11 protein-coding genes are annotated in these 13613 nt (G+C 65.9%); 10 read left to right on the plus strand and 1 reads right to left on the minus strand.

The genetic code is table 11. The features are described 5' to 3' along the window. Positions 1-37: 37 nt before the first annotated feature. The 10 genes from D9X30_RS28315 (at position 38) to D9X30_RS28365 (ending at position 12154) form a co-directional block, all read left to right on the plus strand. The gene (locus tag D9X30_RS28315) at positions 38-4843 is read left to right on the plus strand and encodes a pilus assembly protein (protein WP_153945618.1); all 4806 of its coding nucleotides are present in this window, start codon (positions 38-40) and stop codon (positions 4841-4843) included. A gap of 35 nt (positions 4844-4878) precedes the next feature. Next, complete coding sequence (locus tag D9X30_RS28325) at positions 4879-5346, plus strand: type IV pilin protein (RefSeq protein ID WP_283780999.1); 468 nt, start codon at positions 4879-4881, stop codon at positions 5344-5346. A 147-nt stretch (positions 5347-5493) separates the two neighbouring features. Then, positions 5494-5919 carry a hypothetical protein gene (locus D9X30_RS28330; protein ID WP_153945621.1) on the plus strand — a complete coding sequence of 142 codons (426 nt, stop codon included), beginning with the start codon at positions 5494-5496 and terminating at the stop codon, positions 5917-5919. Positions 5920-5972: 53 nt separating this feature from the next. Next, positions 5973-6890 (plus strand): PilW family protein, encoded by a 918-nt coding sequence (locus D9X30_RS28335; protein ID WP_153945622.1) that lies wholly within the window; start codon positions 5973-5975, stop codon positions 6888-6890. Then, a complete protein-coding gene (locus tag D9X30_RS28340) occupies positions 6884-7444 on the plus strand; it encodes a pilus assembly PilX family protein (protein ID WP_153945624.1) in 561 nt (186 codons plus the stop codon). Before D9X30_RS28335 ends, D9X30_RS28340 begins: the two co-directional genes overlap by 7 nt. After that, the gene (locus D9X30_RS28345; protein WP_153945625.1) at positions 7441-9270 is read left to right on the plus strand and encodes a pilus assembly protein; all 1830 of its coding nucleotides are present in this window, start codon (positions 7441-7443) and stop codon (positions 9268-9270) included. Before D9X30_RS28340 ends, D9X30_RS28345 begins: the two co-directional genes overlap by 4 nt. Further along, positions 9267-9731 (plus strand): type IV pilin protein, encoded by a 465-nt coding sequence (locus D9X30_RS28350; RefSeq protein WP_228770720.1) that lies wholly within the window; start codon positions 9267-9269, stop codon positions 9729-9731. The genes D9X30_RS28345 and D9X30_RS28350 overlap by 4 nt, the downstream gene beginning before the upstream one ends. A gap of 5 nt (positions 9732-9736) precedes the next feature. Beyond that, positions 9737-10270, plus strand: coding sequence for a GspH/FimT family protein (locus D9X30_RS28355; protein ID WP_153945627.1), 534 nt, complete (start codon positions 9737-9739; stop codon positions 10268-10270). 95 nt (positions 10271-10365) lie between these two features. Continuing rightward, the gene (gene ribD / locus D9X30_RS28360; protein WP_153945628.1) at positions 10366-11487 is read left to right on the plus strand and encodes a bifunctional diaminohydroxyphosphoribosylaminopyrimidine deaminase/5-amino-6-(5-phosphoribosylamino)uracil reductase RibD; all 1122 of its coding nucleotides are present in this window, start codon (positions 10366-10368) and stop codon (positions 11485-11487) included. 34 nt (positions 11488-11521) lie between these two features. Beyond that, entirely contained in the window at positions 11522-12154 is a 633-nt protein-coding gene (locus D9X30_RS28365) for a riboflavin synthase (RefSeq protein WP_153945629.1), read from the plus strand. Positions 12155-12459: 305 nt separating this feature from the next. On the opposite strand, the gene D9X30_RS28370 is transcribed toward D9X30_RS28365, so the two are convergent. Continuing rightward, on the minus strand, positions 12460-13491 hold the full coding sequence (locus tag D9X30_RS28370; protein ID WP_153945631.1) for a CaiB/BaiF CoA transferase family protein: 1032 nt from the start codon (positions 13489-13491) through the stop codon (positions 12460-12462). Positions 13492-13613: the final 122 nt, after the last annotated feature.

A 13613-nucleotide genomic window follows, 5' to 3' on the forward strand; every position in this document is an offset into this window, starting at 1 on the left:
GCACTGTCTTGCGCAAACCCTTACTGTCAGGCGCACCATGACCTATCCCCACTCTTCCCGACGCTTCGCGAGCCGCGTGCAGGCTGCCCTGCTGGCTGTGTCGAGCATGCTCGCTATCGCCACGGCCTCGGCCGCCGGCCCCCAGCTCACCCTGACCCAGCGGCCGCTCTTCGCCGGTGGCAATGTACCGCCGATGGTCATGATCGACCTGACCAAGGATCACACGCTGCACCAGAAGGCGTACAACGACTATACGGATCTGGACGGCGACGGCAAGCTCGATACGACGTACACAAACAGCATCGAGTACGCCGGCTACTTCGATTCAGCCAAGTGTTACACGTACGACAAGACGACGATCAAGGGTTTCGTACCAAAGGCCCTTGTGGACAAGGACAAGTACTGCGATGGCTCGACCTGGAGCGGCAACTTCCTGAACTGGGCCACGATGAGCCGCATCGACGAGGTTCGCAAGATCCTCTACGGTGGCATGCGCTCGACGGATACCACGACCACCACGGTGCTGGAACGTGCTTTCCTGCCGATGGACGCGCACGCCTGGGCCAAGTTCTACAACGGCGCCGACGTCGCGAAACTTGTGCCGGTGTCCGTGGAAGTAGCCTCGGCCATCGGCACGCTAACGTCGAACACCAAAATGGCGCTGGCCGCAGCCGCGGCATCGAATATCGCGCTCAATGACGTGAGCAAGGTGCAGATCGGCGACCAACTGCGGTTCGAGCCGACCTCTGGCGCCACGGCTGGCAGTTCGATGACAGGCTGGGTAATGAAGGTCAACACCAGTTCGGTCAACATGGCGTTCTATGCCGATGGCGTGTCGAACCCGGGCAACACCAGCACACAGTTCTCGTCGTGGAAGGTCACCAATCTGACGCGCGGCGGCCTGACCTTGTGCAACGTCACGCCGAAGGACTCCAGCAACCTTAACTCGCAGACCAATCAGCAGGCGCCGCAGATCCGCGTGGTAGCAGGCAACTACGCCACGTGGGGTGCCTCCGAGAAATGGCAGTGCAATTGGTATACCGAAGCCAACAATACGCAAGGGTCATTCCTGCCCAAGATCAATGGCACCACGGTGTCGGGTTCGTCGAACGGCAACCGCGCCGCGCTCTCGGGCATCAACTCGTCGGCCGAAAATCCTCTGCAATCGGCACGGGGCCTAGGCATGGGCCAGGACGTCGGCGTCTACAACGCGCGCGTGCAAGTCTGCGTGCCTGGCCTGATCGGCTCCGAGACCTGCGATCAGAACAACAACAAGCCGACCGGGCTCCTGCAGCAGTTCGGCGGCCCTGGCCAGATGCTGTTCGGCCTGATGACCGGCAGCTATGACAAAAATATCTCCGGCGGTGTTCTGCGACGCAACGTGACCAACTTCGCGTCGGAATTCAATCCCGATACCGGCATATTCACCTACTCGGCCGCCACCAACCCGGTAAAAGGCATCGTCTGGAACATCGACAAGCTGCGCCCCTACGGCTACAGCTACAGTGACGGCACCTACCTGAATGCTGACCAGTGCAACTACCAGCAGACCGGCATTCAGCCGAGCGGGGGTACAAACGCCCAGAACAAGCCGGCGTCGGAAGGCAACTGCTCCACCTGGGGCAATCCGATATCCGAAATTTTCGTCGAAACACTACGCTATTTCGGGGGCAAGACTGCAACGGCCTCCTTCCAGCCCGCCAGTAACGGCAAGGACGCCACACTGGGTCTGACACAGCCGGCCTGGGCCAACCCGATGGACCTGCCCAAGTCGAATCCGAATCGCGCGCCGTACTGCTCGCCCCTCAATGCACTGGTCTTCAATTCGAGCGTGTCCTCGTACGACAACGACCAGCTCAGCGGCATGAGCGCGCTGAAAGGCTCGCCGGATATCAGCACCTATACAAACAAGGTCGGCGTTGGAGAGAACATATCCGGCAACTCCTGGTTCGCGGGCGGCATCTACGGCAAGACGATCGACAACCTGTGCTCGGCCAAGGCGGTCAACAACCTCAGCGATGTACTGGGAATCTGCCCGGAAGGCCCTTCGCAAAAGGGTACGTTCCAGATTGCAGGGGCGGCATTGTTCGCCAGGCTCAACCGTCTGCGATCGGATGACGACGCAAACACGCTGGGTGTTCCGGCGCAGGACACCACGTCGCTGAAGATGAGCACCTACGCGGTGCAACTGGCGACGAACACGCCCAAGATCAGCGTTAACGTAAACGGCAAGACCGTGACGATCATGCCGGCGTACCAGCTGCATCCGCAGTCGCCCAATAGTGTGACCGCCGATGCCAGCACGGGTACGCTGGTGGACTTCAAGGTCATCTCGCAGACCGCCACCAGCGGCAAGTTCTACGTGAACTGGGAAGATTCGATTGCCGGCGGCGACTATGACCAGGACGTCTGGGGCATCCTGAGCTACAACGTCAGCGGCGACACCATCACGGTGTCCACGCGCGTCGTGTCGGGCTCATCGGCCAACGGCCAGGGTTTCGGCTATACGATCTCGGGCACCTCGCAGGACGGCCCGCACTTCCACTCGGGGATCTACGATTTCCAGTATGCCGATCCCACCAATATCAAGGTGACACCGAGTAGCGCACCCATCAATTCCACCGGTGGCTGCAACAAGTGCAATTTCGGCGATCCGGAAACCAGCGTCGTCTACACGGCCAACGGCAAGGCCGGCTCTCAGTTCCAGGATCCGCTGTTGTATGCCGCCAAGTGGGGCGGCTTCACCGATCAGAACGGTAGCGGCACCCCTGACCAGACGGCCGAATGGGATGTGATCCTGTCGAACGGCAATGCAGGCTCGGATGGCGTACCCGACAATTACTTCTACGCCACCAATCCCGTCGCCCTCGCCGCGGCGCTGAAAAACGCCTTCCTGTCAATTCTGAAGACGTCGTCGGCGGCAGCGGTGGCAGCAAGCACCGCATCGCTGAAAATCGATTCCAGCATCTTCCAGGCTCGTTTCAATGGTTCTGACTGGTCGGGTCAGGTGCTGGCCTACAGCCTGGACAAGAATGGCAACCTCGCCACCCCGGAAAAGTGGGATGCGGGCGCCAAGCTCAAGAACATCGACCCGGACAGCCGTGCAATCCTGACCTACAACACCGCGGATGCGAACAGCGCCGGCATTCCGTTCCGTTGGAACAGCCTGCCGACGGCGTATCAGACAGCACTGAATGGCAGCGACAAGCTGGGCAGCCAGCGGCTGCTCTGGCTGCGCGGTGACAAGAGTAATGAAAAAACGTTGTTCCGACCCCGGTCCACAGCGTTGGGCGATATCGTGAACTCCAGTCCGCAGTACGTGGGAGCGCCCGGCGCCGGTTATGGCGATGCCACCTATGTGGATTTCGTCGCCGCCCAGAGCAAGCGCAAGCCGATGATCTATGTCGGCGCCAATGACGGCATGCTGCACGCGTTCTCGGCGGACATGAGCAGCGACCCGGCCAGCGACGGCGGCAAGGAACTGTTCGCCTACGTGCCATCAGCCCTGTATGGCAAGCTGGCCGACCTGACGGGCCCCAAATATGCCCATAGCTACTACGTCGACAGCACGCCGACGATCACCGATGCCTACGTCAACAACGCCTGGAAGACCGTGCTGGTGGGCGGGCTGGGCGGCGGCGGGAAGGGCATCTATGCACTCGATGTGACCAACCCGACGGCAATCAACGAGTCCACCGCGGCGTCAACCGCACTCTGGGAATTCACCAGCGCCAATGACGCGGACCTGGGCTACACCTATGGCCGGCCGAAGATCGTGCGGCTGGGCAACGGCAAATGGGCTGCGGTCTTCGGCAACGGCCTGAACAGTACTGCGGCACGCGGCTCGATTTTCGTCGTCTTCCTGGACCGCCCAGCTGGCAGCAAGACCTGGCGCCTCGGCACAGACTACCTCAAGCTGACGGTCGACGACGCCACCGACGCCCAGACCAAGTCCAACGGCATCATGCAGGTGTACGTCACCGATACCAATGGCGACTATGTGGCCGACGCCATCTACGCGGGTGATTTGCTCGGCAACGTCTGGAAGTTCGACGTCAGTGGCAAGACCCCGTCGGCCTATCAGGGTACCCGGCAACTGCTGTTCAAGGCGACCGATGCCAGCGGCAATGCCCAGCCCATCACAACGTCGTTCGGCGGCGTGCGCAATCGCTGGGGCGGCTACATCATGATGTTCGGCACCGGCCGGTACGTGGATGTCAGTGATCCCGCAAGCACGGGCATGCAGGCGGTCTACGGCATCTGGGACAAGAACAGCAGTGCGCAGCCCACAATCACGCGCTCCCAGCTGGTACAGCAGTCCATCATGATGGAAGCCCAGTACAAGGGCGGTGACTGGTATCGGGTGCTCAGCAAGAATCCGGTGAACTACAGCGGCGGCGCCATGGGCTGGTACCTGAACCTGGCATCCCCCAACGCGGACTCGCAGGGCGAGCGTGTGGCCTACGACCCGCAGATTAGCGGTACGCGACTGCTGTTCTCCACGCTGATACCTTCGACCGATCTTTGCGAATACGGCGGGACAGGCTGGGAAATGCTCATCGACGGCCTGACCGGCGGTCAGACGGTCGCGATGTTCGACGCCAATGGCGACGGCAAGTTCGACGGATCGGATGCCGTTGGCGGCAGCGGTAACACCGCTGGCCAGGTAGTGAACGGCAAAAAATCGAACAACGGCATCCTGACCAATTCGACCGTCATCGGCAACAATTCGTACACCAGCGGAAGCGGATCCAACAGCAGCGCCGGCGGTGGTATCAGCAAGAACACCATCAACACCGGCTATCCGACCGGCCGCGTGTCATGGCGGCAGATCCAGCGCTGATGCCTGGGCAGGACGAGGATGACAGGAGAACTGCGATGATGAAATTTGAGAAGACCAGGGGCGGGCGCCACGCCGGCGCCCGGGGCTTCACGCTGATAGAGCTGATGATCACGGTGATGATCGTCGGCATTCTGGCGGCGGTCGCCATCCCGCAATACCAGCAGTTCGTGACCAAGTCGCGGCGCGCCGAGGCCAAGGCCGGCCTGGCCCGCGTGCAGGGGGCGCTGGAACGGTACTTCACGGTCAACAACACCTACACCGTCGATCCGTCGGCGCTCAAACTGACGAAGTGCGATGACGCCAAGACGCCGTCTGGCGACACCTGCGAATCCACCAACTACATCATCACCATCGCGCCATCCGGCGGCTCCATCGCCACCGGTTTCCAACTGACCGCCACACCAGTGGCCAATCGCCAGGACCCCGTGTGCGGCAATTTCACGGTCGACAACCTGAACGTCAAGACGTCGACGGGCACGGGTGCAGCCGGCACCTGCTGGTAGCGGACTGGCAGCAAGGCTGCCGGGCGGCGTCGGAGATTTCGGAGAGCCGCTCGGACACACATTGACGCAACTCCGTCACATCCGGACACGTTTTAACCCCCTTCCTGCCGCTATCGTGGCCATCCGTTCCCGACGAACCGATGCGCCATGCCTTCCTCGGCTTCCTGTTTTCCGTTTCGACTGATCCACCGCCCCCCTGCGGTCCTTGGCGTTTCGCGTCATCGGGCCCGGGGCGACGTTCTTGTCGAATCACTGGTCTGCCTGGCCATCGTGGGCCTGGGCGCGGTACCGCTGGCCACGCTGGGCAGTGCCTGGTTGCGCTGGGGCGGCCAGCACGAGCGGCTCGGCGCCACGCTGCGGCTGGCGGCGGAACAGGCTGAGGCGCGCGACGAAGGTTGGCGGCTGGTCAGCGGCGATGCAGACCGTGCTGCGCTGTGCGGGGCCACCTTCGCCGATGGTGGCTGCCTGCACGGCGACCGCATCGCACTGGCCACCTTGCCGCCTGATGCGCTGACGCGCCCGCAGGACCGGGCAATGTCCGTGACGCACATTGCCCTGTGGGTGCGGCCATGACGTGCCGCCGCCTGACACATGGGAACGCACGAGGCTTCACGCTCGCGAGCCTGATGGTAGGCATTTCCCTGGGCCTGATCGCCACCTTTGCCGCACTGGCCACCTTCCAGGTCATGCGCACCGCGTACGCCACCGTGGTTGACGGCGTTTTGATCGAGGAACGGGGGCAGCGCGCATTGTTCATCCTGGCCCACTCCATTCGACAGGCGGGATGGATTCCCGCGCATGTCGCGCTCGCGCCGGCGCATCCGGCGCCGGTGCCGCCCATCGAAGGCCGCGACGACTGCGCGCAGCCATCGCTCCACACGCAAACGCAGACACCATCGCGGACGCAATCCCCGATGCAGTGCGCGCGGGGCGGTGTGAACGGCAGCGATGCGCTGCTTGTGCGCGTATCCGGCAGCGGCCTTGCCGCCGACCCCACCTTGCCTGACGGCACCATGAGCGACTGCGGCGGCTATGCACTGCCGGCCCGCGCCATCGTCCGGGCCAGCGGAGCGGCCCTGCCTCACCACGCCTCGACCAACCTGTTTTACGTGGGCACGGGCGGTGACGGCGTGCCACAGCTGCTGTGTCGCTATCCGACCCGCCAGGGCAGCCGCCTGCTGGCGGGCGCCCACACGGCCGGCACGCTGGTGCGTGGCGTGGAGATGCTGCAGCTGCGCTACGGCATCGACTCTGACGGCGATGGACGGATCGACCGATTCGTGCCGGCGCGTGAATTGCCCACACAGGGCTCCGCCGGCTGGCATCGCGTGCATGCAGTGCAGATCGCCGTGGTCATACGTGGCGAGCGCCCTACGCTCGCGCCTGGCACCACGCAACGGCTCACGCTGTTTCCAGGCGACGGCGCCAGCCACGCCGACGACCAGGTCTTCATGCCGGCCAGACATCCGCGCCTGAGGCGCCGGGTGTTCGCCACCACGGTTCGGCTTCGCAACCCGTCACCGTGCCAGGGGATCATATGCTAAGTCGTCGCAGGCCTACAGGTGCCGCGCTACTCGCGTTCGTCGCCACGCTGATGCTGCTGATGGGTGGCATCTGCGCCGCTGCCACACACTTTCTGCTGGCAGGCCGGCAACTGGCAAGCCAGCCGCTCGACCGCGAGATCGCCTTCCGCGCCGCCGAAGCGGCATTGCACGATGCCGAAGCCGACCTGATCGCCGCCATCGCATCGGGCAGCGCGCGTCTGGCCAGCTGGCCCGCGCCGGGTACCTGCGCGGATGGCGCGCAGGGTGGGATCTGCATGGCCGACGGGGATCACCGCGTGTGGCAGGCATGGCTGGACGGCGACGTGGGCGGTGCGGCTGCCATCATCGGTGTCGCGCTGGGCACCTTCACGGGCGCACAACTGCCGGTACTGCCGGCAGCCGTGATCGGCGCCACGACATTGCCCCGCTACCTGATAGAGATCCGCGACGACCCGCCGGCGGCCGGCATGTGGCCACGCATGCGCATCGTTGCGCTGGGCATGGGACGGGACACGGAAGTCCGCGTGCTGCTGCAGACGGAGTTTCAGCCATGAGCATCGCCTATCGTGTCGTTCGATTGCTTCTCACCCTGGTCCTGGCGGCATGCTCGATCCCCGCAAGCTTCGCAACGCCCGGTCAGCTTCCGCTGGGATATCGCGTCTCCAGTGGCAACTATCCCTGGACAGGCCGGCTGCATGCCCTGGCGTTCCGGACGGCGGCACTTCCTGCCGCGCCCGTACAGATGCCCTGGGAAGCCGGCGATCAGCTCGATCGCCAGGAATTGCACGCGCGGCGGCTTTACCTGAGCGGCAGCCAGATCGTTCCGTTGCGCTGGTCAGCCATCGATGACGAGGCCCGGTCCGTACTCGATGGCGTCACACCCGAGGGCGCCGGGCAAGCGCGGCTGGCATGGCTGCAAGGCGACCTGCGGAATGCTGCCCTGCGGCAGCGCGATACCCGTCTGGGCAATGCTGCGGGCGCGCGCGTGCATGTCGTGGCGCCGCCGGCCTGGTTACCGATGCAGCCGGGCCACACGGATTTCCGTCAACGCCATGCCAAGCGGCCGACCATGGTCTGGCTGGGCACCCGTGACGGCCTGTTGCATGGCTTCGACGCCGTAACCGGGCAGGAACGGGTCGGCTACCTGCCGCGCGCCGCCCTCGCAGGCGCCGCCTTGCTGACCCGACCCATCGGGACTATGCCATCCGCGCCATGTCCGCGCCCCGTCAGCATCGACGCCGACCCGTCGGGCACATGGCGCACGCTGCTGCTGTGTGGAATGCCGGCGCGCCAGACGTCGTCGTTTGTCCAACCCGGCGCGGTATTCGTGCTCGATGTCTCGGCGCCCGACGCGCCAACGCCAATCCGCCTGGTGTGGGAAGTACAAGCGAACAACATGCTACGGCTGTCGGGCAGCGGCCCCATCGGCGCGGCCATGTGGATGGCACGCGGCGAGCGCCGCTGGGCGGCAGCCGCAATCGTTTCCCCCGACACCGGCACGCATGCGCGCGCGGCGCTGGCGCTGCTGCCGCTCGACCGGCCCGCGCAGAACTGGTCGGCATCCGCAGACGTCCCACGCATCACGTTGCCCGATGCGGGCTGCGCGGCGACCACCGCATCGATCCCCTTGCTGGCCGTGGCCATCCGTAGCACGGCCAGCGGCATGGCGCAGGCGGCGTATGCCACCGATGCGGCCGGCAGGCTCTGGCGCTTCGACCTTGGCCACTTGTCCACCGGTGCCCCGGCGCGGTCGGCCACCTGCATGCATCGGCAGCGAGGCATCGCCGGTGACAACACTGACGCCCCGGTGGTCGTGCAGACGGGCACAACGCCGCTCATCGTCTACGGCACCGGCAACGAAGTGTCCGCGATACCAGATTCCCCCGGCAGCTCGCAGGCACCGGCCAGCATCGCGGCATTGGCGAAGGGCGAAGGCGTCGTCCTCCGGTCGGCACAACCCGACGCCGCTTCGGCAAACGGCTGGACGCTGACCCTGCCCCGCCCCGGCGAACGCGTGGACACGCTCTACAGCGCCAGCCCGGTCCACCTGGGATTTACCACCGTGGACGAGGCGGGAACATGGCGCAGCTATCTTGTCGATGCCGCCCGCGGCGAGTCGGTGACCACCCTGGACGGCGACGGCAAGCCGGTCCACGCCGTGACCGGCCTGCCATGGGCCGGCGGCATGCCGGCACCCATCGGCATCACGTCGACACTCGCCACCGGCCAGCCGACCACCCCTGCTACCGCCACGCGTGACACATTCGGACTCGATCTCTGGCAGGTGGACGGCGACACGGCCGCGCTGTTGCAGCAGGCACGCTGGCACAGGCGGCGAGGACGCCTGGGCTGGCGGGAACTGGTGAGGTCGCCGCAATGATGTCACATCGACCCAATCGCGCGCCCCGGACCGCTGGCTTCAGCCTGGCCGAACTGCTGGTCGTGGTGGTCATCGTCACCATACTGACGATGCTGGCCGTGCCGGCCTGGCAGCGTCAGGCCGAGCGCGGCTGGCGCATGCAGGCACGTGCGGAACTGGTCGCGGCCATGCTCGCACTAGAGCGCCATGCATTGGTGAACCTGACGTTCGCCAGCGCAACCGATGACGCGACACCGGCCGGCGACTGGCCGAAAGCCGTCCCACCGCCACCGGCGCGTACCCGTCACTGGCTTACCGCCACCAGCTGCGACGGCATCTCGCTGTCACGCTGCGTGGAAGTGCGCGCCGTCCCGGTACGGCCCGACCCGCTTTGCGGCACCCTGGTGCTTCGCAGCAGCGGGGAGTGGCTCTTTCTGCCCACGCCCGATGGTGGCGCAAAGCGGTTGCCGCCGGAATGCTGAACATCATGCCGAGGCGAAAGCGGTTGCAGCAGCATGGCGTGACGCTGACCGAACTGCTGGTATCGCTGGCCGTATCGGCCGTGCTTGCGGTGGTCGCATGGCCCGCCATCGGCACGCTTGTCGCCGAACAGAGCGCCAGCCACGCCGCAGACCGCCTGGCGGCGTCGCTGGCGCTGGCACGCACAACGGCGTCGGCGCGGCGGGCCGACGTGCGGCTGGCGCCGATCCACGGCGCAGACACGCTGGATCGCGGCTGGCAGTTGACGGCCCTGGGAGACACCGCTGGCGAGCAAACCCCGCCGTTTTCGGTGGTGGCATTGCATGAACGCTGCTTGCGCATCACGCTGCGCGCCACGGCCGGCACTGCAGCCACCCAAAGCCTGCGCTTGACACCTGTGGGATACTCACGGTCGGAGCGTGGCGGCTTTCTGGCCGCCACTTTCCTGGTGCGTTGCCACCAGGCGCAACGCCAGGTACGGCTTGGCGCCCAGGGACGCATCCGGATCTGCCGGCCCGGCACCGATGCCGAGTGCGACTGACCATGCCGCAGGCGCCAGGGCACCGGTCCGACGCTCCTGATTTCCCCGCTTTTCGATTGACCGGACATACCACTTCAGGCCCGACTCGCCACACCATGTTTTCCGATTCCGACCACACCGCCATGGCGCAGGCCCTGGCACTCGCCGCACGGGGCATGTACACCACCACGCCAAATCCTCGCGTCGGTTGTGTCCTGATGAAGGACGGACAGGTCATCGGACAGGGCTATACGCAGCCGGCCGGCCAGGATCATGCCGAAATCCAGGCCATGAAGGACGCGATTGCGCACGGTCATGACCCGGCGGGTGCCACCGCCTATGTCACGCTGGAACCGTGCAGCCACTTTGGCCGCACGCCGCCGTGTGCCGACGCGCTGGTACGCGCGCGCATCGCCCGCGTGGTGGCCGCCATGGAAGACCCGAACCCGAGCGTGTCGGGCCGGGGCCTGCAGCGGCTGCGCGACGCGGGCATCGACGTGCGCTGCGGGCTGCTCGAAAAGGAAGCCCGCGACCTCAATATCGGCTTTGTCTCGCGCATGACGCGCGGGCTGCCGTGGGTGCGCGTCAAGGTGGCGGCCTCGCTCGATGGCGGCACGGCCTTGCACGACGGCACCAGCCAATGGATCACGAGCCAGGCCGCGCGTGACGACGGCCATGCGTGGCGCGCCCGCGCGTGCGCCATCCTGACCGGCATCGGCACCGTGCGGGACGACAACCCCGCGCTGACCGTGCGGGCCGTGGACACGCCGCGCCAACCCCAACGCGTACTGGTCGACTCGCGGCTCGAAGTGCCGCTCGACGCGCAGATCCTGCATCGCGACACGGGCGATTTCGCCAAACCGGTTCTGGTGTTCTGCGCCGTCGAGGACAAGGCCCGCCAGCGCGCGCTGGAAGACCGGGGCGTCGAAGTCGTGGTGCTGCCCAACCGGCACGGCAAGGTGGAACTGCGCCGCATGCTCGAAGCGCTGGGCCAGCGCGGCATCAATGAACTGCATGTGGAAGCCGGCTACAAGCTCAACGGATCGCTGATTCGCGAAGGCTGTGCCGACGAACTGCTGGTCTACATGGCGCCCCGGCTGCTGGGGGACGCGCAGGGCATGTTCAACCTGCCGCCATTGACCCGGCTGGAAGACGCCGCGCAATTCCGCTGGCACGAGGTGCGGCAGATCGGCGACGACCTGCGCCTGATCGCCCGCCGCGCCGACAGCAAGGACTGACAACCGTATTTATCGTATTCAGACAGAGGCAAGCATGTTTACAGGCATTGTGGCGGCCGTGGGCCGCATCGAAACCGTTTCGCCGCTGGGCGATGCCGATGCGGGCGTGCGCCTGCGCGTGGCCGCCGGCGACCTGGACCTGTCCGACGTGGGCATCGGTGACAGTATCGCCATCCAGGGCGCCTGCATGACCGTGGTCACGCTGGAAGCGGGCCACTTCGACGTGGATGTCTCACGCGAATCGCTCGACAAGACCGTCGGGCTGGACCAGCCGGGCCGCGTCAATCTGGAAAAGGCACTGCGCCTGGCCGACCGCCTGGGTGGCCATCTGGTGTCCGGTCATGTCGATGGCCTGGGCGAAGTGGTCCGTTTCGCCCCGGTGGGCGAGTCGCACGAACTGCGCATCCGTGCCCCGCGCGAGCTGGGCCGCTACCTGGCTTACAAGGGGTCGGTGGTGGTGAATGGCGTATCGCTGACCGTCAACACCGTCAGCGACGAAGCCGACGGCTGCGTATTCTCGATCAACCTGATTCCGCATACCGTGGAAGTGACCACGCTCAACGAACTGGCTCCGGGCAAGCGCGTGAACCTGGAAATCGACCTGATCGCGCGGTACGTGGAGCGGATGCTGTCGGCGTCCGACGGCGTGGCCAGACCGGCGCTCTGACCGGTGCGCGTCGCCGCCAGCGCGGGCCGCTGCGCCGGCTGACGCTCCGGCAGCCCCTCCGGGCCTGATGCAGCGGCTTCGACGCGGGCTTCTTGCTGAGCACGAGATTGAGTTCCGTGCCACGCGGCAGGCTGACGGTGGCGATGCCCTCGTCCAGGGCCGCCTCCTCGCGGTTGCCGCTTGCGCCAGGCAGAGTTGCGCCAGACCAGCCATGGCCAGGGCATATCGGATGGCACGCAGCATAAGTCCCCTCCTCGACGTATTTTTCTTGGTTTTGATCGACAGTCCGATCGACAAACGCAGCGTCAGGCGTCGGGCGCCAGAAACCTGGGCGCGCCAGCGGTATCGAGCGTGCCATCCTCCCGCTCGACGAACAGGCCCCGCGCCACGTTGTGCGGATGGTGGGCCGCCTCGGCGATGCTGAGCACCGGCGCATAGCACACGTCCGTACCGCCTAGCAGGCTGTCCCAGTGGGCGCGTGGCTGGCTCAGGAACAGCGCCGTGAAGCGCGCTTTCAGGGACGGCCACGCGGTGCGGTCATACTGGCTGGCGGGATCGACATCGTCTAGGCCCAGCTTCGTCAGCAGCAGCGCATAGAACTGCGGCTCCAGCGCGCCAATCGTGATGAAACCGCCATCAGCGCAGGCATAGACGTCATAAAACGGTGACTGGTGGAACGGGCTTGGCTCGTCTCCGTCCAGCTGGCCGTTGTTACGGACCCAGAGCGCGATGCTGCCAAGCATGCCGACCATGTCGACGATGGCGCCATCCACCACGCGGCCCCGCCCCGTGGCGCGGGCGTCGAGCATGGCGCAGACCATGCCGAAGGCCAGGCCCAGTGCGCCGCCGGCATCGCCCAGCACCGTGGGCGGCGTGATTGGCGCCTGTCCCGGCCGGGCGGACAGCGACAGCATGCCGGTGAGCGCCACATAGTTCAGGTCATGGCCAGCAGTCTGCGCCAGCGGTCCGGTCTGGCCCCAGCCAGTCATCCTCCCGTAGACCAAGGCGGGATTGCGGGCGGCGCAGTCGGCCGGGCCCAGCCCCAGCCGCTCCATGACGCCGGGGCGGTTCCCTTCGATCAGCCCATCGGCCGTGGCAACCAGGCGCAAGGCCTCGGCCAGGTCGGCCGGGTGCTTGAGGTCCAGCGGGACGGTCGTCTTGCCGCGCTGAAGCGGGCTGGGCTTGCTGCCACCCAGCCGGTCGGCCACGGCCGTACGCTGGCGCCGGGCGATGACCGTGACCTCGGCGCCCATGTCGGCCAGCATCCGGCCGGCCAGCGGCCCGGGACCAAGGCCCTCGAACTCGACAATACGGATGCCCTGCAGAGGGGGATGCATCTGATATCTCTCCGTGGTCTGGCCGGCTGTCCCGGCGGAAGCGGCGTATGGCAACGCAACGGTTCCGATATGCCGCCTCATTCACATTCTCGCAACCCGGGCGAACCCGGGCCCTGTCGGCG

Source organism: Cupriavidus sp. U2 (assembly GCF_009663685.2).
Taxonomy (GTDB): domain Bacteria; phylum Pseudomonadota; class Gammaproteobacteria; order Burkholderiales; family Burkholderiaceae; genus Cupriavidus; species Cupriavidus necator_C.

Coding starts and splice junctions, on each gene's coding strand:
- D9X30_RS28365 (WP_153945629.1), top strand. CDS start 11,522: ATGTTTACAGGCATTGTGGCGGCCGTGGGCCGCATCGAAACCGTTTCG.
- D9X30_RS28330 (WP_153945621.1), top strand. CDS start 5,494: ATGCCTTCCTCGGCTTCCTGTTTTCCGTTTCGACTGATCCACCGCCCC.
- D9X30_RS28345 (WP_153945625.1), top strand. CDS start 7,441: ATGAGCATCGCCTATCGTGTCGTTCGATTGCTTCTCACCCTGGTCCTG.
- D9X30_RS28315 (WP_153945618.1), top strand. CDS start 38: ATGACCTATCCCCACTCTTCCCGACGCTTCGCGAGCCGCGTGCAGGCT.
- D9X30_RS28350 (WP_228770720.1), top strand. CDS start 9,267: ATGATGTCACATCGACCCAATCGCGCGCCCCGGACCGCTGGCTTCAGC.
- D9X30_RS28335 (WP_153945622.1), top strand. CDS start 5,973: ATGGTAGGCATTTCCCTGGGCCTGATCGCCACCTTTGCCGCACTGGCC.
- D9X30_RS28340 (WP_153945624.1), top strand. CDS start 6,884: ATGCTAAGTCGTCGCAGGCCTACAGGTGCCGCGCTACTCGCGTTCGTC.
- ribD (WP_153945628.1), top strand. CDS start 10,366: ATGTTTTCCGATTCCGACCACACCGCCATGGCGCAGGCCCTGGCACTC.
- D9X30_RS28325 (WP_283780999.1), top strand. CDS start 4,879: ATGATGAAATTTGAGAAGACCAGGGGCGGGCGCCACGCCGGCGCCCGG.
- D9X30_RS28355 (WP_153945627.1), top strand. CDS start 9,737: ATGCCGAGGCGAAAGCGGTTGCAGCAGCATGGCGTGACGCTGACCGAA.
- D9X30_RS28370 (WP_153945631.1), bottom strand. CDS start 13,491: ATGCATCCCCCTCTGCAGGGCATCCGTATTGTCGAGTTCGAGGGCCTT.